This window comes from Paenibacillus sp. J22R3 (genome assembly GCF_056269305.1).
Genome location: NZ_JBWDNS010000004.1, coordinates 257,985 through 283,416, shown reverse-complemented (window position 1 = coordinate 283,416; position 25,432 = coordinate 257,985). Strand labels below are relative to the sequence as shown.

15 protein-coding genes are annotated in these 25,432 nt (G+C 51.9%); all 15 read right to left on the bottom strand.

Translation table 11 applies throughout. From position 1 onward, the window contains the following. Window positions 1-66: 66 nt before the first annotated feature. Window positions 67-2,925 (bottom strand): S-layer homology domain-containing protein, encoded by a 2,859-nt coding sequence (locus tag AC0YN4_RS20010; RefSeq protein ID WP_475836588.1) that lies wholly within the window; start codon window positions 2,923-2,925, stop codon window positions 67-69. Window positions 2,926-3,121: 196 nt separating this feature from the next. Beyond that, a complete protein-coding gene (locus AC0YN4_RS20005) occupies window positions 3,122-6,334 on the bottom strand; it encodes a CARDB domain-containing protein (RefSeq protein ID WP_475783541.1) in 3,213 nt (1,070 codons plus the stop codon). A 171-nt stretch (window positions 6,335-6,505) separates the two neighbouring features. Then, window positions 6,506-7,939 carry an alpha-amylase family glycosyl hydrolase gene (locus tag AC0YN4_RS20000; protein ID WP_475783540.1) on the bottom strand — a complete coding sequence of 478 codons (1,434 nt, stop codon included), beginning with the start codon at window positions 7,937-7,939 and terminating at the stop codon, window positions 6,506-6,508. A gap of 27 nt (window positions 7,940-7,966) precedes the next feature. Next, window positions 7,967-8,851, bottom strand: coding sequence for a carbohydrate ABC transporter permease (locus tag AC0YN4_RS19995; RefSeq protein ID WP_475783638.1), 885 nt, complete (start codon window positions 8,849-8,851; stop codon window positions 7,967-7,969). A gap of 19 nt (window positions 8,852-8,870) precedes the next feature. Further along, window positions 8,871-9,764, bottom strand: coding sequence for an ABC transporter permease (locus tag AC0YN4_RS19990; protein ID WP_475783539.1), 894 nt, complete (start codon window positions 9,762-9,764; stop codon window positions 8,871-8,873). Between the two features lie 112 nt (window positions 9,765-9,876). After that, window positions 9,877-11,631 carry an extracellular solute-binding protein gene (locus AC0YN4_RS19985; protein ID WP_475783538.1) on the bottom strand — a complete coding sequence of 585 codons (1,755 nt, stop codon included), beginning with the start codon at window positions 11,629-11,631 and terminating at the stop codon, window positions 9,877-9,879. 168 nt (window positions 11,632-11,799) lie between these two features. Then, window positions 11,800-13,176, bottom strand: a complete 1,377-nt coding sequence (locus AC0YN4_RS19980; protein WP_475783537.1) for a response regulator transcription factor — start codon at window positions 13,174-13,176, stop codon at window positions 11,800-11,802. 3 nt (window positions 13,177-13,179) lie between these two features. Beyond that, a complete protein-coding gene (locus AC0YN4_RS19975) occupies window positions 13,180-14,817 on the bottom strand; it encodes a sensor histidine kinase (protein ID WP_475836587.1) in 1,638 nt (545 codons plus the stop codon). A 656-nt stretch (window positions 14,818-15,473) separates the two neighbouring features. Beyond that, on the bottom strand, window positions 15,474-18,266 hold the full coding sequence (locus AC0YN4_RS19970; RefSeq protein ID WP_475783535.1) for an alpha-L-rhamnosidase-related protein: 2,793 nt from the start codon (window positions 18,264-18,266) through the stop codon (window positions 15,474-15,476). Between the two features lie 37 nt (window positions 18,267-18,303). Then, window positions 18,304-19,311 (bottom strand): Gfo/Idh/MocA family protein, encoded by a 1,008-nt coding sequence (locus AC0YN4_RS19965; RefSeq protein ID WP_475783534.1) that lies wholly within the window; start codon window positions 19,309-19,311, stop codon window positions 18,304-18,306. A 21-nt stretch (window positions 19,312-19,332) separates the two neighbouring features. Further along, on the bottom strand, window positions 19,333-20,184 hold the full coding sequence (locus AC0YN4_RS19960) for a helix-turn-helix transcriptional regulator (protein ID WP_475783533.1): 852 nt from the start codon (window positions 20,182-20,184) through the stop codon (window positions 19,333-19,335). A gap of 243 nt (window positions 20,185-20,427) precedes the next feature. Next, window positions 20,428-21,486, bottom strand: a complete 1,059-nt coding sequence (locus AC0YN4_RS19955) for a zinc-dependent alcohol dehydrogenase (RefSeq protein WP_475783532.1) — start codon at window positions 21,484-21,486, stop codon at window positions 20,428-20,430. 136 nt (window positions 21,487-21,622) lie between these two features. Next, entirely contained in the window at window positions 21,623-22,333 is a 711-nt protein-coding gene (locus tag AC0YN4_RS19950; protein WP_475783531.1) for a hypothetical protein, read from the bottom strand. A gap of 27 nt (window positions 22,334-22,360) precedes the next feature. Beyond that, window positions 22,361-24,070, bottom strand: a complete 1,710-nt coding sequence (locus AC0YN4_RS19945; protein ID WP_475783530.1) for a stalk domain-containing protein — start codon at window positions 24,068-24,070, stop codon at window positions 22,361-22,363. Between the two features lie 333 nt (window positions 24,071-24,403). Next, window positions 24,404-25,408 carry a DUF4432 family protein gene (locus tag AC0YN4_RS19940; protein ID WP_475783529.1) on the bottom strand — a complete coding sequence of 335 codons (1,005 nt, stop codon included), beginning with the start codon at window positions 25,406-25,408 and terminating at the stop codon, window positions 24,404-24,406. Between the last annotated feature and the right edge of the window lie 24 nt (window positions 25,409-25,432).

Sequence of the window (25,432 nt, the reverse complement as noted above, 5' to 3'; positions counted from 1 at the left end):
AGCCAACCGTTACCGGTTAACTTGTCCGTTCCGTCATCCCATTCCGTTCCCTCAGACTACCTCGCCTTAACGCACGTATTCGAGCAATCTCGCAAGCGCGACTGCCGCTTCCGCGCGGGTAACTTTCGCCTGCGGCTTGAACTTGCCGCCGTCTGCCGACATGAGGCCGGTTGCGACTGCCGCCTCAACCGAAGGCAGCGCGTCAACCTTCACTTGCTTCGCATCCTTCAGCACCACCGCTTCAGGATGCTTCACCTTCCTACCCGTGCCTGCCTCATAAGCCTGCACCAGCAGCACGGCCAGCTGCTCGCGAGTTACAGTGCCGTCGTCCAAATTCGCAGCCGTATAATCGGCAAGCGCTGCGACCGAACGCGACTGCACATACGTCCCTAAGCGATTCAGCATCGTTTCCAGCTCGCCGCCCGTCAGCACGCGCTTCGGAAGGAAGCTTTCATTCTCACCTGTCACGATATGAGCAGCAAACAGCGATTTCACAGACTCATAAGCAAAGTGAGATTTCGCCACGTCGCTGAACGGCTGTACATCAGTGCCAAGCAGCGAAGTCAGCGCCTCATATTTAGGCGTGTCCAGATTGTCGAGGATATCCTCGGACGCGCCCCACATACCGTAACGGTTATAGCCGCTCGTCAACGTGAAGTACATGAACATGTCGCCGTTCTTATCCAAGAAGTTGTTGCCGACATCATACCTCACGAGATCGCCCATGCGCTCCGAACGATGTGCAGCGATACGATTCTCCACATTAATCGTACTTCCGCCTCCCGAGTCCGGGCCGCCTTCATACGTGTACGATTTGAGGCCATACTGGTCCGCCAAGCTAATCAGTTCCTGCTTCGTTCCATCCGGACTGCTGAACCGTTTGCTGTCTTCCTGCATCGCCGTCAGTACCTCGGTTGTCGATGCCGCGTCGCTTGCCGCGCTTGAGTTAAAGTACGGGGCGCTGGCAATCGCGTAGAAATAGTTCTTCGGATCGCCGTAAACTTTGCTGACCCAGTTCAGCATATCCTCATACTGATCCGGAATAATCGCAAACCAGCTAAGTACCGGTCTAACCCGCGTGTTCAGCGAGTCTTCGCCGAAGACGGTCTGGAATTGCTGCCCGATCTCAATCAAGCGCTGCGCAATCCGGTGGCGCGTCCATGAACGCTTCTGCGGCGTATAATCGCCATCATTCGGGTCGTCAAAATACGATTGCATCGTATACTGACTCAGCACCGATCCCTCTTTCGCCCCTTCAGCGATAGCCGCGGCTTTGTTGTAAGCCTGCTGCGTGAACAGATCGTTCCACACTTCATTGGAGTACTCCAAATAGATTTTGATGCCCGGGTTCAGCTTCGCTTTGAGCAGCGTCGCCAGCGATTTCACATAGTCATCGCTTGCCGCAACCGGGATGTTGATCCAAATGTCCTTCCCAGTTTGGTTAGCTAGCGCAATCACGTACTCCCATGCCACACCATGCGTCCCATCTTGAAGCAGCTGCGTCGCGTCTGTCGTCAGCTTGCGATCGCTCCACTCCGTAACCGCCGGATAAGCCGGATTGTTATTGTTGGTGCTCAGCCAATCCATGAAACGAAGCGTGCCGAACGGCTGAAGCGCCTGCAGAAACTCCTTCGTGAACGTAGCGTCGGCAGAATAACCCGGACGCATTAACTTCAAATCACTCACGCCGCCGCTTGTCTTCGTGAAGCTCATAAACAGCAGGCCGCTGCCTTTGGCCAGTACGATATCTGCCGTCGTCGTGTTCGTCTTCTTGTCATACTTCTGATTCTCGACAGCAAACGGACTCGAAGCATCCACATTGCCCAGCACCGCTTGTCCTTTGAAAGACAGCTTGTACACGCCGCTGATATCCGGGAATTGCTTCGTTGGGTCATCAATATCATTCAACCACGCCGCAACCGGACGATGGTCGAAGAATACGGTCGCCGCATCCTCCTTCGGCCAGCCATTCGCATCCACCTTCACGCCTTCGCTGCCGTCCGCTTTCACCCATTGCCGCAGCGTTTTGGCCGCATCCGCGAACTCATATCCACGCCCGCCGAGCCCTTCCAGACCGACACCGATTTGGCCCGGATACAGCTCTTTCGTCAGCGCAGGTAGGGGAGTTACCGTATGCACATTAAGCGTATTCGTTGCAAAAGAAGTCAGGCTCTCCTTTGCCGCAACAACCTTAAAGTTATAGACGCCGCCAGCCTCTAGCCCCTTCACCGTAAACGATGTATTCGCCGTATCGCCGACTGCCTTATCATCCTGATAAACGGTATACTTCACGGCCGGATTCCCTTGAGGCTTCTCCCACACCAGATCAACCGCGGTTTCCGAATTGTCCGTCGCATGCAGGAAGGAAGGCGCAATGGCCTCTTTCTTCACATCCTCCGCGCTCGAAACCTTCTCCAGCACCACATCATCGAGATAGAAATCCGCGCCCGACCACTTCACGAGCGTTAGATTCGAATTCGAGGTTGGCATCAGCTCAGCCGGTGCGGTAAAGATCGTTTCAATATAGTGATACTCCCCGTCATTCTCCGTAAAATCAAGCTGCTTCGAGAAGCTCTTGCCAAGCGTCAGCTTCAAATTACCGCCAGCATCCCCATTCACGAACTTGTACCAGGCACCGAAACGATACGTCCGGTTCGGTTCAAGCGCACCGAAATCGAGCCCAGTGATGCCAAAGCCGGCTGGGATCTTCAACGCCTGCTCTTTCCCGTGTGGAGCTTCCTTGCCGATATTAATATTGACCCAGTTCGGCCAATCAATGGCACCGCTTTCAAAATCGCCGTTAGGAACAAGATTGTTACCGTAAACTACACCCTCCGATGAGGCAGCCACAGCATCGGCCGCGAATGTATTCATAGGTGCAAGCATCATCATCGCCATTGCAAAGGCGCCTATTCGCTTCTTCATGTCATCTTTCCTCTCTGATTAAGTTTTCTCCTAAAGCTTACATTTCCTACTAATTGTACAATCGCCGCATGAGCGATACTATTGCATCCTATTGACTTTCCTTGCTATCCATTAACCTCTTCTCCCTCAACAAAATAAAACAAGCCGACACCCTAAAGGCGCCGGCCTGTTCCATCACTCTAATCTGCCAAGAAGCCTACCAATTGTTCCCCGAGCCCGTTGCTGTAAAGCTCGCCGAATCATTCTTGAACTTACCGGATGGAGCGACATTAACCGTATTCGTGTTGAACGCTGCCGATCCATTCGCGGAGCCTCTTACATAAACTCCATAAGTGCCCGAATTGTTGATCGTATTGGACGTGTAATTCACGACTGCGCCCCCGCTTGGTTCCTCGATGAATACACCTGAATACGTGCTGCTGTCGATCACATTGCTGCTTACATTGACGGTCAATCCAGAAGCAAGACCATTATTATTGACCCAGTACCCCCAGATTGCTCCGATTTGGTAGCCATAATCATGATGATAGGAGCCGCTGCGAACAAGCTTGTTATTCGTAATCGTAAGCGTGCCAGTGAACGCTGTTGGACTATGATTCGTACCAAACTGGATGCCTGAGCCGTTATCAATCGTATCGAGGATGAGATTATTGCTTACCGTGTTGTTCTTGCCGCCATAGATGCCGATGCCGTTCGCAAGGTTCGGGATCTGCACCGTGTTATAGCGGAATGTGCTGCTTTCAACGGTTCCCGTGCCGCCATTAAGCGATTTGGACCACATGGCCATACCGTCGTCGCCATTGTTACGGAAGTTGCTTTGTTCCACAATCGTATTGATCGTGCCTCCGTTGATGTTGATTCCATCCGCCCAAGTGTCCCGTACCCTTAGTTTGGAAACCAACGCATTTGCCGTGCCTTCGTTCAACCAAAGACCGACCTTCGTGTGCTCCATCCAGATATTCATAATCGTAGAGTTGAGTGCATTTCCTTCAATACCGGCAATACCAGTAGCGTTCGAGCGATAGGTTTCCTCCGCCTTGATCATGAAGTCAGCGAGCGTTACATTCCCACCTTGCAGAAGAATCCCCGCATACGCGCCTTGCAGCGTCGAGCGCCACATACCTGCACCCTTAACGGACACGCCGCTTGGCAGTTTGATTTTGGTCGTGCCTCTTGTTCCTGTTTTGAAGTCGAAGGTACCCTCAGGGATCCATACGCCTTTAATGGAAGTTCCGTTCACAGCCGCAATCGCCGAGGTCATAGCTGCCGTATCGTCTACGCCGTCATTGGCCGTTGCCCCATAATTCGTAATCGACACATAATCCGAAGGCTTTGTAAGTGCCGCTGGAACTGCTTCTGTTTCAATGAAATCAATCAGTACATAGGTGTTTCCGGAAGGATTGGAATCATTCGCATCCCACTGCAGCTTGATCTTCGTACCTGCTGCATATTGCTGACCCAGAAGCACGCGACTTTCGTCAAAATAGCGATGGTGGTTGATGCCCGGCGTATTCGACCACTGCATTTCAGCGCCGTCAGAGCCATATTGTCCATACTGGTGGGCGTATCGGTTTGTTAACGAAATATCCGCAGCATGGGCAGTGCCCGCATAGAGGCTGATATTTTGAGAAATATCCGAACCCGTTGCACTATCCGGCATCGAGTATCGCACTACAATGCCTTGTGCAGGATTACTCAGCGTTAGTTCAACGGATTGCCCTTGAGCCAGGCGTACTGCTTTTCTGCCCGATGCTTCCGATTCTGCCGTCGTCCATGTTGTGCTTGGACCTGTCACGGATCCGCCGACGATCGTTAAGTTCTCCGCTTCATAGCTGTCGTAAGGCACGGTTGCGCCATAGTTCTGAACGACGCCGATTGTGAGACTCTTGCTGTAGCTGTTGTTGTTCTCATCCAGCTCGCTGATCAGCGACGTCTCGTCAACGACAGCGTTTACGGTATGAATGCCGTTTACGGCTGCCCATGATCCGGAGTTTTGCGTGAGGGTTACGGAAGCGCCTGCTGCAATGGATGTAGTGTAGTTAATGACCGAGCTCACTTTGGTACCGTTTACAAAGAAAGACACATTGCTCGCCGTTCCGGCAGCTGTAGCAGCTGTCCCCTGATTCTTCACGACTGCGCTGAATGTTACGGCATTCCCTGCAGCAGGAGCGGCCGGCGACCACGTAACATCCGTTACGACGAGGTCAGGCTTGCTAGGTACGCTCACTAGGATGCTTTCATCGAGGGTGTTATTGTTATCATTTGATTCCGTTATTCGGTTGATATCATCCACAAAAGCTCTAACAGTCTGCGTGCCGGCCACTGCCGTCCAAGTAGCTTTGGTATTCGGTCCTCCTGTAGCCGTTACCGTGACGGAGCTGCCCGCCGGTATCGAGGAAGTGTAGTTGTCACTCCAGTTTACGGATGTACCGTTAATGGAGAAAACGACGCCGTGAATCGTACCTGCAGGCGTAGCAGCGGTTCCTTGGTTCTTAATAACCGCGCTGAACGTCACTTCATTGCCTGTCAGAGGGGAAGCCGGTGACCAGGAAACATCCGTTACGACGAGGTCCGCTGTCCCTGCGCCAGCTCCGGTTGTAATGATTTTGTCAAACGTATTGTTCGACTCATTGGATTCCGCAATTCGGTTCACGTCATCAATAAAAGCTCTCACGGTATGAGTACCGGATGCCGCAGTCCACGAAGCCTTGCTGCTTGGACCTCCCGTGGCCGTTACCGTAACGGACGCACCTACTGCTAAGGAAGAGGTATAATTATCGCTCCAGTTCACGGATGTCCCATCTACGGTAAACAATACGCCGTGAATCGTACCCGCTGATGTTGCTGCTGTTCCTTGGTTCTTAATGACAGCACTGAATGTCACTTCGTTTCCAGTCTGAGGAGAAGCCGGCGACCAAGTAACATCGGTTACGACCAAGTCAGGCGTTCCCGAACCGGATAAAGTTATGCTTTGACTCCATGTATTGTTGCTTTCATTCGATTCCGTAATTCGGTTCACATCATCCACATACGCGCTTACAGTATGGGTTCCGGATGTAGCAGTCCATGAGGCTTTAGCGCTCGGACCTCCTGTAGCCGTTACGGTTACGGATGCCCCCGCCGCGATGGACGAGGTATAATTGTCGCTCCAGCTTACGGACGTACCGTCAATGGCGAATAACACGCCATGCACAACGCCTGCCGGACTCGGATCAGCACCTTGATTCTTAATCGTAGCGCTGAAAGTCACCTCGCTGCCAATGGCAGGGTTGGCCGGCGTCCATGTGATGCCCGTTACCACCAAGTCAGGTCCACCGGCCGCTTTCGCCGTATGCGGGAAGATAACCAATTGGGAAAAGATAAGGGCCATAACCATTAAATATACAGAGATTTTGCTTCGACTACGCATTAACAAGCCTCCTCATTGTTTTCAATCCAAGCCGCGGAACACATCTAACTATGTAATGCAGTACCTTAGCCGTCATTCTCACCTTGCTGGCCCCACCTCCTTATCCGAAATGTAACCGCATTCATAACTTCCTAAAGCTCGGAGCCCGAGCAGCCCCGGACTCCGATTCATTCAACGCGTGTAGATCAGGTACTCCCATGGCGCTAACTCGACTGGCTGCTCTGATTGGACATCCACCGCTGTCCCGGAAGGAAACACTTTATAACTCCCAGCGACTCCACCCGCCTGGATCGTGCTCTTCACGCTTTCGTCCGATAAATTCATAACGACGATGACCGTATTGGCGTCTTTCGTTCTCTCGAAAGCAAGAATATCACCGTTGTCACCAACCGCTAAGTTGTTATAGGCTCCTCCTGCTGTGCCGTTCCACAGCGCCGGATTGTCATGCTTGAGTCGAATAAGCTCCGTGTATAACGTCGACATAGATAGATCGTTCCACGCAATTTCATCCTTCTCGAAGAACTGGAGCCGCTTGTTCAATCCGGCTTCCTGTCCCGAGTAGATCAACGGCATGCCCGGCATGGTGAAGCTGAGGGCCGCCATCGGTTTCACCGCATCCTTCAGCCGTTCATATTCCGTTCCCGTCCAGGAATTCTCGTCATGATTGGATGTGAAGTTCAGCGGATAGGTACCGCTCGGATAGGTCTTCGCCAGCCGCTCCCCGTACTTCTTCACTTGCTCCGCATTGCCAAGTCCCTTGGCAATCCGGTTCATCATGCTGTACAGCTGCCAGCCGTAATTGGAATTGAACGCATGCTTCAACAGACCAATCTGCTGATCATCCTCCGCCAGCATGTAGACCGGCTTGATCTGCTCCAGCTCCACCTTCGCTTTCTCCCAGAAGGCCGTTGGCACGCCTCCGGCATAATCGCAGCGGTAGCCGTCGATATCGAACTCGGCAACCCAATACTTCAGAGCATCGATCATGGCCGTCTGCATATCCGCATTGTCATAATTCAGATCCGCTACATCCGTCCAATTCGTGCCAGCAGGCTGCACGATATGGCCATTCTCATCCGTCGAATACCAGCCCGGATTCGCCGTCCATGGATTGTCCCAGCCCGTATGATTAGCCACCCAATCCAGCATGACCTTGAAGCCCATTTCATGGGCCTTGTTCACCAGTGCCCGGAAATCCGCCTCCGTCCCGAACTCGGGATTAACCGCTTTATAATCATCGACCGCATAATAGGATCCCAACGTTCCGTTACGGTTCTTCTTGGAGATCGGGTGAATGGGCATGAACCATAAGATATCGACGCCAAGCTCCTTGAGCCGCGGCAAATGGGCTTCGAATGCCTTGAACGTGCCTTCCTTCGTGTACTGTCTGACGTTAACCTCGTACATCACGGCCTTCTCTGACCAGTCGGGAACCGCCGTTCCTTGATTCTTCTGCTCTTGTTTCTCGTCCTTATCCTGCTTCTGATCAGCCACAGCTTTCACCACCGGTTTATCCGCTTCGCGATTCGAGCTGCTGCAGGCGGAAACCAGGCAAACCAAGCTAAGAAGACAGACCGCCAGAGGCAGAGCAACAAAGCGCTTCATGACTATGACTCACCATCCGTTCATTGATTAACCTTTTACGGAGCCAAGGGTGATCCCTTTGACGAAATACTTTTGCAAGAACGGGTAAATGACGAGCAGCGGCAACATGGAAATGAAGATTTTGGCCGCATTGAGCGTCTGGTTCGATAACTCCGACATTCGTTTGACCGATTCCTCATCCATCTTGGTCGGATCGATTACAACCGCGACCTGCCGGATGTAGGATTGCAGCGGATAGTGAACCGATTTATTCATCAGCACGAGCGCTTGGAAGAACTCGTTCCAATGGTACACGATCGTAAAAACGAGCACCGTTGCAAGCACCGGCATAGCGAGCGGCAAGAAGATGCTGAACAGGATTCGCCACGGTCCCGCTCCGTCCATTAAAGCGGATTCTTCCACTTCCTTCGGCATGTTCCGGAAGTAGTTCATGACGAGAATGACGTTAAATACCGGCAATCCCCCGCCAAGCACCAACCCCCAGATGCTGTTGATCATGCCGAGCGATTTCATCGTCAGATACCACGGCACCAAGCCGCCGTTGAAGAGCATCGCGAAGACCAGAAGCCACATGATCACGTTTCTGGATTTAAATTCCTTCCCGTTCTTCGAAAGCGGATAGGCCATTAAGAGAACAACGAAGAAGGAGATGGCAGATCCGTAGAGGACGCGCTGCACGGAAATAAAGAACGATTTGAAAAATTGGTCGTCCTGCATGATCGTCTCATAAGAACCAAACGTGAAGCCTTTCGGCCACAAGAACACTTGCCCAGCCGACGCCGCAGCTTTATCGCTTAATGAAATGGATAAGGTATACCAGACCGGCAACAAGCACAAGAGCATAATCGCCAAGAGGAGTATGATATTCAATCCGTTGAAAAGTCTGGAAACCGCTGAACGTTCGGTAATCATCATGCTTTCATCCTTTACCTTAGAAAATTCGGTAGTTGGCAAACCGGTAAGCCAAGCTGTATGAAGCCGCAATTAAGACGAATCCGACAACCGATTTCAATAGCCCCACCGCCGTTGCTAAGCCATACTGCATATCAATGAGTCCTGCCCGGTACACCCAAGTATCGATAATGTCGCCGGATGAATAGACCGTTGGATTATATAAGTTAAAGATTTGATCGAAGCCTGCATTTAGAATGTTTCCCATGCTCAGCGTTGCGAGAAGCACAGCAACCGGTATAATGCTCGGAAGGGTGATGCGTGTCAATCGTTTCCACTGGGACGCTCCGTCAATTGCAGCAGCCTCGTACATCTCGGGGTTAATGGATGTTAACGCCGCGAAGAAAATAATGGCATTGAAGCCGAATTCCTTCCACACATCACTTCCGACAATGAGAACCGGGAAAATCTGCGCATCTGCGAAAAACAACCCCTTTTCCAGCCCAAAGCTGGCTAAAACCTGATTCACGGGACCCGAATAGGAGAAAATATCCAGCATCATGCCCGCAACAATAACCCAGGACAGAAAATGCGGCAAATACACAACCGTTTGCACCGCACGGGTAAACACTCTATTCTTTACTTCATTCAGCATCAGCGCAAATGCCAGCGGAACAACGAGATTTCCTACCATTTTGGCTAGTGCAATGAAGATCGTATTCCGGAAAATAATCTTGCTGTCATCAAGCTCGAACATATATTGAAAATTCTCTAAACCGATCCAGGGAGACTTTAAGATGCCCATACCCGGATTGAAATCTTTGAAAGCCGTCATGATGCCGTACATAGGAAACAGATTATAGAAGAACAACCAAACCAGTCCGGGCAGTAGCATGAGATAATAATGTTTCGCGAATCCTTTGTTGGTCTGCATCCTTGATTTCCCCTTATTAGGAAGTCAAGACGAGTAGCGAGTACCCGTCTTGACCTTTTTCTGAAAGAGACTTACTGCGCCATTCAGATCGGCGCCAGCCGTTTCTTCCGAACTATTTAAGTTCGTTAACCTCTTCAGTAATTTTGTCGCCGCCTTGATCCTTCCATTTGGTCACGAACGTATCGAAGGCATCCAATTCTTCGCTGCCCATGATGATTTTGAGGAAGGTTTCGTCTTCCATTTTCTTGAGGTTCGTCCATCTCGATTCCATTGTTTTCGTTTGAGCCGTAGCAATGCTTCGTACCCAGTTGATATCCGCATCAACGAAAGTAGAACCGCCGTTCAGATGGGCATAGATATGAGTGAAGAATCCAGGATCCGCTGCTTGGTCGAATGTGCCGATGTCATAGCTGTCGAATGGTTCTTTCTTGATGGCATCCACATGCTTCGCCATTTCATAAGCCCAGCCGTAGTTGACTTGATCGAAATCTTCCAGCTTCATTTCACCCTTCAAATGTTTGCGCAGGGAGTTTACCGCATACTCAAGCTGGTCACCGGCACCAAGAATCAGGAACAAAGGTACCTCTTGCGATGTCATTTGCTTGCCTGCTGTCAGCTTGTTGAATTCCTCGTCCTTGCCCCATTTGTGAATCGAAGTCATCTTCACGATGGCTTCCGGGTGTTTTGCGTTCTTGCTTATTACGATATAGCTGCTTCCTGTAGCCTGGTTGGAGTTGAATTTGCCTGCAGCATCAAGCGGCGCCGCATACGGTCTCCAGTTTGCTTTCGGATCGTTCTTAATGTTGTCCGGAATGTTGTTATACGCAGACCACCATGGTCCGAAGAAAATACCCGTTTGTCCGGCTGCAACAACTTCGGCTGTGCTCTTGCGAACGCCTAATTCCTTGTCCAGAATTCCCTTCGCGTACCAGTCTTTCATCATGGCAAGTGCTTGCTTCGTCTCCGGTGTAGTGGAACCATATACCGCATTGCCGTCCTTGTCTTTCACCCAAATGCCCGGATAAGCATCGTTAGCGAAGAATAAGGAAGAGAAGTTATACCAGTGATCCGTGGAATTCAGGAATGTGGAGTAAAGCGTGCCGCCTTGCTGCGTACCTACGATCCCAACTGTCTTGTCTCCGCCCATCTTGTTATCGATGAACGCTTTGGCGATAGTCTCCAGATCCTGCAATGATTTTGGCGGCTGCAGTCCCAGCTTGTCGAGCCAATCTTTGCGAATCCAAGTCAGCGGTGCGGAAGGAAGCGTCGTTTCCGGAAGGGCATACAGCTTACCGTCAAAAGTAACGCCATCGAGCAGACCCGGGTTGGAATCGTAAACCGCCTTCAATTCCGGACTTGCGTATTTGTCATAGACTTCGTTCAAATCTGCCAGCTGACCGGCTTTAACCATTTGTCTCAGCTGCGTTTCGTTGACGACCATCGCATCCGGCAAGTCATTACTCGAGATCGCCAGACTCACCTTCTGCTGATAGTCAGGGCCTTGAGCCGCTTCCCATGCATGCTTGGTTACGATGTTGAATTTATCTTTCAGCCAGCGCGTGTACACATTGTCTTCTGCTGTATCCGTGCCGTCGAACTTATAATTCGGGTCAATGGCTCTGCCAATGGATACCTCGGTAGGCTCCGCGAATTTCGCGAACGGATCGATCACTTCGTCGGTTGCCGTGTTGGCGGCTGCATTATTGCTGGCTTGTGTGTTGTTGCTGGCGTTTGTCGTTTCTTTGTTGTTCTGCGCCTTGTTATTGCTCTGCGCATCATTGTTGCTGCCATCGTTGTTGCTGCCGCAAGCGGCCAGACTTGCCGTTACAAGCAGAACAGCCATGGTCGATAAGATACCCTTTCTCATATTGCTCCCCCTCATGGACATTTCATTTGTTTGTTTCTGACAAATTCACTATAGCATGGGTCTTTCATTCCCTGAGTTAGAGGTCTATTCCCGAGTAGGTAGACGATTCTTCGCAAAATAAAGAATGCGTACGAAAAATGTCTACCCATCTTTCGTACGCATTCTACCCTATTTGGTGCGGCCTTCCGAGAGCTGCCTGAACTCGCTTGGCAGAACCCCCACCTGCTCCCGGAATAACCGGCTGAAATATTTCTCGTCGTTATAGCCGATTTGCTCCGCGACCCACTGAATTGTCTTGGTCGTGTTGCGCAAATACTCCTTAGCCCGCTCCATTCGGATATCACGCACATAGTCCGAATAAGTCTGACCGACGTATTGCTTGAAGCATTGGCTGAAATAACTGCTGCTCATGTTAACTTGCCCGGCAATATCAGCGGCCGCAATCGGCTCGCTGATGTTCATCTGCGCCAAATTCATCGCTTTCACGATGCTGTTCTGGATCTCCTTGGAGAACAGCGGCTTCGTATTAGCGGCACTAATCCGTTCTCGTACTTCCGTGAGCCACTCCTCGAACCGGAACCAGCTGGAGAAGAAATCCTCGATCAAGATCGGTTCAGACAGAATCTGCTGATACAGCCTGTTCCACTCGTCAGACAGCGAGAAGAAGATGCGGGCCAGCCGAATTGGCGGCATCTTGCAGCCCTTCAGCTCTTGAATCATCGACTCAAATACGCTTGCTTCATAGATCCAGTCCGCAGATAACCATTTTCCTTTAATCTGATCGACACCGAAGCTTCTGTCCGCTTTCTCCCGATGCAACAGTTCGGCAGCGTTCACGAACTGAACAGATTCGGTGGGGTCAAAATCATAGAACAAATCGCTCTTCCTATACCCTCGAATGAGCTGCAGCACCGTCTTCTTGTCGATGCCTGCTAAGTTCTGAAAGCATACCAGTGCAGCATTGGGATCGGGCGGATAGGACACCGGCGGATTACCGGTCCAATACCAGATGCCGGCCTCCGCTTCCACCGCCTGATCAGGAAGGATATAAGTCGCCGCCGCCGACTTGGAATCATCGTTCATCGGATGCAGCGAGTACAGCACGAACCATTCATCGGCTTGTTCCGCTTCCTCATCCGGTACAGCTGCCGCCTTTGAGACTTCCTTTTGCTCCATAAGTGATTTGATTCTGCCCAATACTTCCTCGAACTGCTCTCTCTCCAGCTGCACCTTCGCGATATAATCAATGGCTCCGAGCCTTAAGGCCTCCTGCACATATTCGAAATCCTGATGAAGCGTCAGCACCACAATCTGAACTTGCGGATATTGCTGCCGAACGATTCTCATCAGCTCGATGCCGGACATGACAGGCATAGACAAGTCCGTAATCAGAAGATCGACCTTGCTCTCTTCCATGACTTTGAGCGCATTCTCACCGTTATTCGCCTCGCCTATGACCTCCATCCCGAACTCCTTCCAGGGCATGGCCGAAGCAAGACCTTTGCGTACCAGCTTGTCATCATCTACGATCAACACGCGAATCATCCGTTATATTCCACTCCTTAAGATGGGGAGGCGAAGCGATACAATCGTCCCTTTCCCAATCTCGCTTCTGATTTCCAGCACTGCCGTCTCGCCGTAAGTGGCTTGCAGAATTCGCTTCACATATCTCATGCCGATGCCCATGCCGACCTTATGGCTGTCTTTGGCCTCATCATCAAGCAGCCGATCGATCGTTTCCTGCGGCATGCCCGCTCCATTATCTTGAATCGTAATTTGCAGCGCTTGCTCATTCCATTCCACGCCTACATAGATATAACCGTCGTCGCTTACGCCATGATAGAGCGCATTCTCGACTAATGGCTGCATGAGAAACCGAGGGCAAGGAATCGTCAGCGCCTTCTCGTCCACGTCCAGATCGACGTCGAATTGGAAGTCGTACCGAATTTGCTGCAGCTGCAAATATTCCTTCAGCGCGTCAATCTCATCGCCGATCGTGGAAACCTCGCCCATTTTGCCAAGATTATAATAGAGCAATTTATTTAAGGAAAGCACCAGCTTGTCGATTTCATGCTGTCCGTTCATTAAGGCCAGCCAGTGCACGGTATCCAGCGTATTCATGAGAAAATGAGGATTGATCTGGTACAGCAGCTTCTCTACCTCCAAATCCGCCCTCCGCTTCTCCTTCACTTCGATTTCTTCATATAAGGCCCATATCTTCCCCTTCATGCTTCGCGTCTGATAGAGCAAATAATCGAATTCCGGGATATGCGTGACCTCCGTATGCTCCTTCACATTGGAGTGGATCAAGGACTTAATCTCCATATTAAACTTATCCAGCGGTCGGTAGACCATCTTCCAGAGCAGCCAGGAGAAGAAGACCGCACCCACAAAGAAGGCTAGGAAAATACCTGTAATCTGAACCAACCACCGGTTCCGCTCCTGCGTCAGCTCACTCCTCGGTGTAACCGAGACGATGCTCCAGCCTTGATTGCTGATCTCCCGATTCCAGAAATAATCACCGTGATATCCCGATATTTTCTCCGAATTCGTCGCCGGAAACACCGTATTCTCCGGAAAAGCGTTCTGCACCTCGCTGAATGCAATCCGGCGCTGATCATCGAGAATGAGCAGGCGGCGCGAGCTTTCTTTGCGATTCTGAGGGGCGAATAACGACTCGATGGCACTCCGGCCTGTCTCTATGTATAAGTAAAGGTTCTGATCCAGCAAATTGACTTTTCTCATGATACTGAACACATATTGATTAATAGAGCCATTGTAGCTTTTGTAAGGCCCGTAGTAGGTAATCTCCGGGAATTCGGCTAATACCGGGAGCTGCTTCGGCGCGAAGGTTCCGCGAACTCTGAAATTTTCAAAATCATGCGTGTCCTTCTTGGGATCGTAAAACATCATTAACCCGACATTCGGATTGGAGAAGGAGATGACATTCAGCTCCGTCTTAATATCATTCATCAGCTTCAGCCGTTCGTATGGCTCTTTCTCGACAGCGAGCTGTTCAATAAGCCTGTTCGTGCCCCCGCCGTATGCCAGCTGCTGAGAGACATGGTTTAAGTTGTTGATCGCATTCTCCAGCGTCATCAAGTCCTGCTTCAAATTGCTTTGAAGCGCACTCTCTACCTTATTGCTGATAATGGAATCTATCGTGTAGAAGGAAATAAACCCCAAGCAAATAAAAGGGGTCAAGCTGCTAATTAGGAAGATGATAATAATTCTGTTCTTGAACGTTACGTTTCTAAGTCGTAAGAAGTCCGTCTTCGTAAGCCATCATCCCTCTCTCGCCTCTGTGTAGCCCGTTGATGGGAAAATTGCTTCCCAACTTATTATCATACCCTGAAACGACAAAATGTGTATGAGACATTTCGCTTGAAACAGGGGGAGAAATTTTAGTGGAGATCGGCGGCGAGTAACGGTAGATGTGCTAACGAACCGGCGGGGCGTTAAAAATCTAACAAACCGTAGGGGTCAATTGGGGCTGATTCCCCACCTTAAAATCTAACGAACCGCAGGGCGGTGGACGGCCAAAATGCTGCGTTTCATGCAACATTTTCGGCTTGCGTGCGAGACTTCTGGCAAAATGCTGCTGAATATGCAACATTCCACTCATATTGGGCACCAAGAGCCACTTTGACGGCAAAATGCTGCATTTCAAGCAACATTCTCCGCTTCCGAGTGTGATTTGCTGGGCAAATGTTGCAGTTTGAGCAGCATTTCATTTTTGTTCGAGCTGATTCGTACGCAAAAACACCCCAGCCGTCCCCGGCTGAGGTGAAATGAGATGAATTGAGATGCGGTTAGATACGCTCAATCACATATTCAACGCGCTACTCCACAATCGTAGCTCGCAAACCTTCCGGAACACGAACATAGTCGAAGACGCGCGCTCCATGCTCGTCGGTATGCCACTTTACTTCTATCAGTCCGAGCGCGTGAGGTACAGCGCCTTCTGCTGCCGTTACCTCTGAAGTCTGCACATGAATGACAACCTCATTCGGCTTCTCGATCGTCGGCAGATGAACACCCAGCACATGCGTGGACATGAAGTAAGTTGGGCATGCCGACCATGCGTGGCATAGACTTTGGCCCAGATCGTAATACTCCGGCGTCTGCTTCAGCCCCTTCTGCAGGAACCAGCCCCAACCTTGACGCATCATCCGTTCCGCCGTATCCGTCAGACCAATCAAATACAGCCCTTCGAAAATATAAAAAGAGAAGCTCGGCGATACATACACGCCATCCTCCGGTCCATATCCGTTCACGAACAGCGATTTGAGATCGCGGCGTACATGCGCTCGCACCGGCTCCAGCTGCTCAGCCGTCAGCACGCCGGCCCGTGCAGCGAACAAGCTTGCATGCGCCGAATGAGACAGCTTCTGCTCGTTATCGCTGAAGCAGCCGCGTTCCTCGTCCCAGAATGTATCGCGGATTGCTCGCTCTACAACCGCAATTCTGCGCTCCAGTTCTCCTACTTCCGCCTGGCGACCAATAGCTCCGGCCAGTTTCGCCGCGGCGCGCAGCGCGATCAAATACGTACAGCTGAACACGCAGTGAATACCGGTGATTTCCATGTATCCTTTCACAATAGCAAGGTCGCCATGGAAGCCGCCGTAATGCGCATTAATGCCGCGCTTCACATCCCACTCCGAATCGAGCAGCAGATCTTCACGCTCATCGGCCAGCTCATGGAACCACGCCAAGTTATGCTGAATGGCAGCCCAGTACGTCTCTACTAGCTCCCCATCGCCGGTTTGCTCATAGTACGCCCAGAAACCTTCCAGTGCATTAAGTGCAAAATCCGAAATCGTATAGTCGCCCGTATTCGGGTAAACCGCTCTGAATTTGCCCGTAGCATCGGGCGATTGTCCCATAAGCTGAAGGCTGCGCCGCATAAGCGCATGATCACCGAAAACAGCTAAATTGTTGTGGTACTGGATAATCGTATCGCGGATGTACTGCCCACGCTCACGCGTCACGCAGTCTGTATAAGCATCCTCCATATTAACCGCTTCTGTCCGAACACCCATCTCCCAGATCTGCTCAAGCAGCGGGTCGGAGCAGCGGAAAGTCCCTTTGGTATCTACCGGATAGCTGGCAGAAGCAAGCTCCAAACCTCGCAGCAGCACATCTTGCTTCGGACTCCGCACCGTCAATTGCACATAGCGGAAGCCCCGCGGCTGCGTTAACCGCCAATCCAATTGCGCGCAGCGTTTATCCCCATAAGCCCTGTCCCCAAGCCCATACCAATGATAATGACGCAGATGCTTACCGTCCGCGTTCAAGTGCTCGCCATAGGTCAAGTCTATCGTCGCACCTCCTGCGCCTTCAAGCACAACACGTGGAAGAACAAGACGAGTCAGACCTAAGTCGAGCAGCAGAGAGAAGCCGTTCGGGTAGTCAGCCAAGGAGAAGACACGATCGGTCAACTGGTCGACTTCGATCGATTCGAAAGCATTGCCGTAAATGTCCCATCCAGTGGACATCGTCGGACTTTCGCCATGCTCATGTACCGTGACTTCAATCCAGCCACCAACATCCGTGAGCTCATCATTGGCCGCAAAAGGCAGCTCGCGGACGCTCAACGCAGACGCGTACAGGTCGTGCGAGACAACCGGCGAACGGTGGAACTGCACCGTACCTTCCGGATCGCGATCCGCTGATACGACTAGCCCGAAGCCTTCGGGCAGCGCGAGGTAATGGTGATACATATCTTGAAGCGAATCGCATTTGGCAAAATAAGCATTCCATCCTTTGCGCAGACTTACGCGGTGATTCAGACGCATGCTTTTGTCATCGGCATACAGTCCTTTGGCAATCGCCTCCCCATTGATCCAGCTGTTCTGATAGAACAGTCCCATCGTAATGAAGACGTCCTCCGGCGAATAAATCCACGTCCTCACCGCCATAAATCGGCTGGTCAACTCCGGCTCATGAATTTCATTCACATGCGGCATCGGCACGCTGAACGAACAGAGCAATTCCTGCGGCTCAAGCGGCATCAGATGCAGCACGCGTTCTACCGGAACCGGCTCTCCGGACATATACGGGATTCCCCGTGCCTCGGGCTCTCCCCAAGCTTGTTGATTCGCAAGCTCTACGCCGCTCAGCCAGCTGCTGTCGTCGAATTCGATCCCGCTCCACTCGCCTGCTTCCTCCAGACGCTGATCGTAGAGATCGCCGGCCTTCAAGAACAGGCTCGATTTAGCCGCGTACCGATAAGCCGGAGCCGAGGACGCTCGCCATGCTGCGCTTCCTGTAGCAAGATCAATTCGTTCGCCGCCTGCAACGGTAACTTCACCCCAAGCTGTGAGACCGGCTTGCGACAGCATCGTGATGAATGTTTTGTGCCCCACATAATTGACCTGGACCGCAATCACATTGCGACCTTCATGAAGCAAGCTGCTTAAGTCATGGGAATCGTACACCGGATGCTGAGGATCGAATCGCAGCGAACCCAAACGGACATACTTACCATTAATGTACAGCTGGTAAGTCGTATCGGCGAATAAATGAAGAATCGCGTTCTCCGGTTTGCTTTTCAAATCCAGTGTCAGTCTGAACCTTGCATAGAGATTGCGTCCTTGTCCGGACTCATCGTACCAAATCGCTTTTGCCTGCATGAGTGTACACACACCTTTTTCCCTTAATTATTCGTTCTTATTCGACGTATGCGATTTGTCTGCCGTCATCATCGGCCGACTGCATGACATTCTCAACGAGTCGTAAGCTTCGCAGCCCTTCTCGGATCGGACAAACCTCTGGTCCTTCGCCGCGCAGCGCTGCTATGAAAGCAACCGTCTCCTCCTCATAAACGTCGAGCTCGGAAGCGAAGGTTTGGCGCGAGATTTCTGATTCGCCGGTAAACACAAACTCCGCATCGTTCGCGCTTGTGAAATAAGCGGTCAAGTTGCTGCAAATGACCGTAAAGCTGCAGTTCCATTCTCCCGGCACGGCACAATTGGAAGCCGTTATGGATGCCATTGCTCCGGAGCGGAATCGAATAACGGCAGCGCTCGTATCCTCAACCGTATAACCTTCAGCTTCGCGATGGTTTAAATTCGCGGTAAAACCGCTGATTTTATCGGGCGTACCCAAGAAATACATGGCCAAATCATACGTATGAATCACCTGCTCGAAAACCTGTCCACCCGAGAGATTACGATCACTCCACCAAGACGAGTGCAGTGAGTTGCAATCGTAACGGCCATCGAAAAGCGTTGGGATGCCGGCTGTACCGTCTTCGATCAATCGTTTCAGTTCTTTAACTGCAGCGCCGAAGCGGTTGTGGTAGCCAACCTGTGACACGACGCCTGCTCCCTCGACAGCCGCAGTCATTCGCTCGGCAATTTCAGTATTAAGCGCAATGGGCTTCTCAAGGAATACGGCGATGCCTTTGCTCGCCGCCGCTTCCACTTGACCCTGATGCGCATAAGGCGGGAGGCAGATATATACAGCATCGAGCTGTTCCTTCTCCAGCATGGTGTTGAAATCCGCATACGCGTTAGCCACACCACCTGTGTGTGCTTCCCCGAAAGCTTCCGCTTTCTCAAGCGTTGTTCCGCAAACCGCGGTCACTTCAACACCGGGGATGTTGAGCAAATTTATCGCGTGCTTCTGTCCCATCATGCCAAGGCCTGCAATACCGACTCGAATTGATTTAAGCATATTAATAATTCCTCCAATGAATTAGTTGAATTGGCTGCCTGCCCCTCCCGCTAGTCGGCTTGTCCGGTATTTGAGCGGGGAGAGGCCTGTTTTGCTCTTGAAAAAGCGCGAGAAGTCGTCAATGTCCTCATAACCGGTCAGCCTCGCGATTTCTGTGATCGGACGGCTCTCGGTTTCCAGGAGCTGCTTCGCTCTGCGAAGTCGGAGCTGCAGCTGAAGCCTTGTCGGCGTTATGCCGAACAGCTTCTTGAAGCGTTCCGCGATGTAGGTGGGATGCATATAGTAACGCTTGCCAAGCTCCGCAAGATCGATACGGCGCTCCGGATTGTCGAGCAGCTCCGTCATCATGCTCATGAACGGATCGGAATGCTCCGCTTTCAGCAGCACTTCCGGATGATGAATGGCCGCGTCGATTAGGATGGCGACAAGCTCGAGCGCTTTGGCCTTCTTCATTAGACTGCCTGACAGCGAGCTCATCCCGTCCGCGATTCGGCTGTATTCGTGGAACACGGATTCAAACTGCTCCGGCTTCGGCAATCGAAAAATAACCGGAAAACGGAAAGCCTGCAAAGCATCGATGCAGCCCGCAACCTGGAGCGTAAAATGCCACCAGAGAAATTCCGTTTCCTCGTTCGTGTCTTTCACATGATCATGCAGCTCGTATGGGGGAATCAGCACGACATCCCCGGGGCCGGCAAAATAATCGCGGCCCGCAATATGAAGCCTGCATGAGCCTTCTTTAATGTACGAAGCAATATAGAAAGGGAGCTTGCGGTTCACTTGCCGCAGCTCGGTTCGTCTGTGCAAATCATGCTCCAGCATATGAAGCGATGCTTTCTCAATAAGCGGAAGCCACGGATGATTGTTCTTCATAGTCAGACTCCTCACTGCCCCACCGGATGAGGCATGGGCTGTTGTCCTTCTATTATACAAACAGCTGGCTTAACCTCGTGAGGGAAAACTGTCTGCTGCGGGGGGATTTCCGTCCACTGGTGATTCAAAACCACGGGAGTTTTTTCCGGGGGTTTGGTTTTGAATCGGTACCAAGAGCTCCCCCTCCAGCACCCACCTAAACAAAAACTCCGGCAACCTCGCCGGAGTTCTCTCAGTACAACCTTAAAACTTCAGTACCACCTGCAAGGACTTCTCCGTGTTGGCATCGAGCATTCGGTAAGCATCTGCTGCTTGTTCGAACGGAACTTGGTGGGTGACAAGCTCCGCCAGCTTCAAGCGGCCGGATAATGCCAGCTCCATAATCGTCCGTTCCATCCGCAGCCGATCCCAGCGATTCGTCAGCTGCAGGTTGATGCCGCTGATCTGCGAGCCAATGAGCTGCACGCGGTTATGATGGAACTCCTCTCCGAGGTAGAGATCCTTCGCTCCGCCTTGATAGAAGCCGGCAGTCACCACTCGGCCGTTGTAGACGACCGAGCGAATCGCTTCATGCAGCGCACCGGAAGCGCCGGAAATTTCAATCGCGATATCTGCTCCTCTGCTGCCTGTCAGCTCCTTAACTCGGCTGGCAACGTCACTGCAATTCCGCGAATTAATCGTATGCGCGGCTCCGAATTGCTCGGAGAACCCCAGCCGATAATCGTCGAGATCGATCGCGATCACTTCCGCTCCGTTCAGCCTTGCCAGCTGAGCAACAAGCTGTCCGGGCACGCCTTGTCCGAACACGACCACCGTTTCCCCGACGTGAATATCCGCGTCCAGAATCGCATTCAGCGCAATTGCACCCATTTGCGAATAAATGCCTGCCAATGGATCAAGTCCTTGCGGCAGCAGATGATCGCGCGCGAAGTCCTCACTCACAACATGCGAACTCTTATGTCCCCATGTGCCATAGACGACATCGCCTTCTTTAATGCCGCTAACGGCCGAGCCGATTTCCGATACGACGCCGACTTCTTCATATCCCCAGCATCCCCGCACCGGATACAAGGATGATTCTTCCTCGACTCGTTCCGTGAAGATCCGCTGCTCTTGATTGAACTGTTTCTTCACAAAAGGATTAATACCGCGATAGGCCGTCAATTGCGTTCCGGCGCTAATGCCGGAGTACAGCGTCGTAAGTCTGACTTCCTTCGCTCCCAGCTGACTATTCTCAACCTCTACAAAAGCAACTTCCTTCGGAGCAATGAAGTCCAAACGTTGTGCCGTCATGATTGTCATCCCTCTCTCCTCAACTTTCACCAGTCGAACCTGAACCTGAAGCTATCGTAGCATTCACCGTTTGAACGCTCCATCTCCGAACGCCAGCGGTTTTTGTCATTTTTACAGGTCGTTAAGAAGAGTTTATAAGCGACAATTACAACCTTGGGTAATAACCTTCCACCTCATCATTAGCAGGATTAATAACCACAACAATAGGACCGAGCAGCCCGTCTTGATCGGTATTGAACGTCACGGTAACAAGCCTATGGAAGTGGAGCTTCGTACGATCCTTATTCGGCACAATCCACTGATTGTTCAAAATGATCGTTGTCACTACGGCATCTGTGCTGCGTCCCGTCACATGCTTGCGCTGCCCCTCTTCAACCGTTGCCCAAGCGATTTCACGATACTTCGCTTTGCTCGCTTCCGTCAGTTCCAACAGTTGATCGGGCACAGCAGCATAACCACGTAAACCCTGAACCACCTTCGCTATACGATCCCTGTTCGACTTGAAATCCGTGATGTCATAGAGCACGACATTGTTGATCTGATAGCGGGTATGCGGAGTCACATCGGCAATCGCCGTCTTATCTTCGAAATCCTTTATCCCCTTAACAGCCTCCCCCTTGGAGGGGTAAATATAGATACTAATCGACTGCTTCGCATCCACCACGAAACGGCTCGGAGTGACGCCATTGTACTTCCTGGAAAATACAGCCCCCGGATTACCGTCCTGCATCGGCACGAGGGGGATCCCATAATGGCCAGCGATTTCTTTGACATCAGCCAGCGAAATGGAAGTCTCTTCGTTCTTGCACCCAGACAGGCAAACAAGCAGCAGGAGCGAAAATATCATTTTCTTCATATCATCATCTCCAGCATAATTGCATCGCTAACCCTTCGTGTTTACTTCAACCGTTCTCGTTCCCCCGTTCCACTTCACCTCGACTCCGAGCAGCTTGCCGATATCGCTGACTGGGATGTATAGGCTGCCGCTGAGCACAACAGGCGCAAAAGACAACGGGGTCTGCCCGCTTCCCAAGGTTGCGAAAGGAGTTCCCTCCGCCAAAATAATCGAGCGGTCGCCGCGCGTGACGGTGGTTTGTTTGGTTTGTGTATTGTAGCTGGTTTTGGCCCCGATTTCGCTCACGAGAAAACGAAGCGGAACAAGCATCCGATTACCGGTCGTCATCATACTCGGCTCGAATTTCTTGAGCTGGCCGTCGATGGAGAGGCGGGCATCCGTTTTCGCATAAGCACCGGTTGCCAGTCCATTACCGCTGATCGGCTTGCGCAATTCCGCCGGAAGCGTAAAAGCATAGAGCTTACCCTCTGCCTGCACAAGCAGCTTATCTCCCGCCACTTGGAATGGACCATAGCTCCGAGCGGAAGTTTGAAAGCGCGAAAGGGCTTTGCCTGTCGCGACATTCAGCGCATACACCTCTCCATCGGTCTGCCCGACGTACAGACCCGAATCGATTAGATCTACTCGGCTAACCGGATTGTCCAGCCCCTGATAGAAAACCGGCGTATGATCGACTATTTTGCGTGCGTGCAGACCGATGTTGTCTCCATTCTTATAAATCAGCTTGCCGTTGTAGGGTCCAGCGATCCATGTGCCGTCATCTTGGATGATCTCCGGTTTCACAACCGATGGATCGGCATTCAAGTTATAGTGGTAGAGCTGACGATCCTTGGTGGATACATAGACATCGTTACCTTCTATCACAAGCTTGGATGCGTACTGATACATCGGGTCTTCCCCTTGCTTGACGGGGACAAAAGATTTGGTTTCGATGACGCTGCCCGTCTGCAGATCGACGACATCCAGATCGACGAGAAATTTGGTGGTATCGCTCTTCGGCCAATCATTTTCAAAATACAGCTTCTCTCCGTCAACCTTCAGCACATGCGAGTGGCTGCCGGCCAGCCGCCACATGGTTTTACCGGTAGCTTCGTCGATGGCATACGTTGTCGTCACCGTGATCGCGCCGGATTCCATCGCCAGCACGAGCAGCTTGCCGCCGACTTTCTCAGGAATGCTGTTCACGTCCGTGTTGCGCCATTTCTCATGACCCGTTGCGAGATTGACCGAGACGAGCCCCAGCGAGGAGGCAAAATAAAGCGTATTCCCATCCACCTTAAATTGGCTGAATGTAGACTTCTTGTTCGCCTGATATATTCGCTTGGCTGTACCCGTCTGGGCAGCCACTTGATAGACAGCGCCGTCCTGTCCGCTTACGTATAGGCTGCCGTTTAGTAGTTGAACGGCTCCTGCCTGCAGCTTGGTGCCGTAGGACCAGAGCAGCTTGCCGGTTTGTATCGCTCGCGCTTGCAGCACGCCACCTTTGATGGTGAAAAATGCGCTGTTCTCGATCACAATCGGGGCTTGGTAGCTGTTCTCTATCGTAGGTTTGTCCAGTTCTATCGTCCAAATCGGCTTAGCAAAAGGTACCTTATTCGACACAGCCGGCATGGTTTGGCCATCGTAGCTCTTATTCGGATCCGGGTTCGTTTGTGCAGAGGCTTTAGCTTCAGCGGTACCGGACAATAACATTCCGGCCGCTACCACCGCAAGCGTGGTATGTTTCCATGACTTCATTTGCGACATGCTCCTCTCGACTCTCGTTTGCGACTCATCTCTATAGACGACGCTCATAGGCAAAAGTTACATGTCATTCCAGCGGCTGTTTCGCCAGCACTATCACGAACGCTCTGCATTCGCTCCCTTCTCATGTGGTTCTGCGCTTTAAGCGACTATTCCGCTTATAGTGTCTTCATCGCTCCAAATTTGCTCCTTTCTCGCGTGGGCCTGCCGCTGAGAAGTCGACAATCCTACTCTCAGCCTTCCACCGCCTCTGGCGGGCTACTTCAACAGAAATACCCGAGCATCGTCACAGAACGACGCTCGGGTATTTGTTCCTTCAACAGTTGCTCACCTTGCCGTGCCCGTCACTTCACCGTCAGCATCAATGTGATCCACCGCTGTCAATCCTTCAAACACCGTAGCGATGACGGTACAAGACACCGTCTCCCCGGGCTGCAGGGCTTGGTGCGTTCCGCGATCCAGTCCGTCCTGCAGCCCGACCGGATAGCCGGAACATGGCTCCAGTACAACGGTTTGCAGCTCTCGCCAACCGCCATAGGAAGCGAACAGCCAGCAAGTCGGCAGCACACGGTTATCATAGCTCAGGCCAAACCCGATGCCTTCTCGCGTATGCGTCAAAGCGCACCATCCAGCCTGCATATCTGTGGCATATTGGAATTCGCTGACGCCTGACGAATGCGGCAGTCCCCAGTGCATATCATGTACTTCACCCGCGTCATCCTGAGAATAGGGCCACTGGTAGCTGTACGAGGTTTTGCCGGTACGCGGCGAGCCGAAGCCCTCCATCTCCATGTTGCGGGCAGGCAAATCGATCCGCGAATGCTCATCGGCTGCCATTGCCGCATGCAGCTTCCACAAATACGGCTGCGGTTTGCGGCCGAGATTGGTAATCGTGTGCGCGAAACGCAGCTTCGATTCACCGGCGCGCAGCGTAACCCGCTTGCTCAGTCGCGTTGCGCTGATGGGCGTTTCCACCCACATGTGAAGCGTGACTTCTTCAGGGTGTACCCGCTCCAGCGCATACTGCCACGGCAGCGTCCAGATCTCCCCGTGATCCGGGAACGGCTCGCCATCGATCGTCTCCGCGATATCATTCGGATACAGCTCATCCCAGCCACCGAAGAAATGATCGTCATAGACGGAATGCAGCGCAAGCTTCCGCGGTTTCATGCGAGGATGATGCCACAGCAGATCCTTACCGCGCGGCTTGAACGTGATCTGCCATATTTTCGCGCCTAGGTCCGGCATGATAATGACACGAAGCTGCTCATTCTCCAGAAGCACCGTTCGAATGTCGTTGTACGTCCAATTGGTATCCACCGTAACTGTCACAAGAACGACCACCCTTCGCCTCAC

What these genes read in the sequence shown, in the direction of transcription:
- AC0YN4_RS19985 (WP_475783538.1), bottom strand. Translation starts at nt 11,631, where the DNA reads ATGAGAAAGGGTATCTTATCGACCATGGCTGTTCTGCTTGTAACGGCA.
- AC0YN4_RS19980 (WP_475783537.1), bottom strand. Translation starts at nt 13,176, where the DNA reads ATGATTCGCGTGTTGATCGTAGATGATGACAAGCTGGTACGCAAAGGT.
- AC0YN4_RS20000 (WP_475783540.1), bottom strand. Translation starts at nt 7,939, where the DNA reads ATGAAGCGCTTTGTTGCTCTGCCTCTGGCGGTCTGTCTTCTTAGCTTG.
- AC0YN4_RS19965 (WP_475783534.1), bottom strand. Translation starts at nt 19,311, where the DNA reads ATGCTTAAATCAATTCGAGTCGGTATTGCAGGCCTTGGCATGATGGGA.
- AC0YN4_RS20010 (WP_475836588.1), bottom strand. Translation starts at nt 2,925, where the DNA reads ATGAAGAAGCGAATAGGCGCCTTTGCAATGGCGATGATGATGCTTGCA.
- AC0YN4_RS19945 (WP_475783530.1), bottom strand. Translation starts at nt 24,070, where the DNA reads ATGAAGTCATGGAAACATACCACGCTTGCGGTGGTAGCGGCCGGAATG.
- AC0YN4_RS19995 (WP_475783638.1), bottom strand. Translation starts at nt 8,851, where the DNA reads ATGATTACCGAACGTTCAGCGGTTTCCAGACTTTTCAACGGATTGAAT.
- AC0YN4_RS19955 (WP_475783532.1), bottom strand. Translation starts at nt 21,486, where the DNA reads ATGACAATCATGACGGCACAACGTTTGGACTTCATTGCTCCGAAGGAA.
- AC0YN4_RS19950 (WP_475783531.1), bottom strand. Translation starts at nt 22,333, where the DNA reads ATGAAGAAAATGATATTTTCGCTCCTGCTGCTTGTTTGCCTGTCTGGG.
- AC0YN4_RS20005 (WP_475783541.1), bottom strand. Translation starts at nt 6,334, where the DNA reads ATGCGTAGTCGAAGCAAAATCTCTGTATATTTAATGGTTATGGCCCTT.
- AC0YN4_RS19960 (WP_475783533.1), bottom strand. Translation starts at nt 20,184, where the DNA reads ATGAAGAACAATCATCCGTGGCTTCCGCTTATTGAGAAAGCATCGCTT.
- AC0YN4_RS19970 (WP_475783535.1), bottom strand. Translation starts at nt 18,266, where the DNA reads ATGCAGGCAAAAGCGATTTGGTACGATGAGTCCGGACAAGGACGCAAT.
- AC0YN4_RS19990 (WP_475783539.1), bottom strand. Translation starts at nt 9,764, where the DNA reads ATGCAGACCAACAAAGGATTCGCGAAACATTATTATCTCATGCTACTG.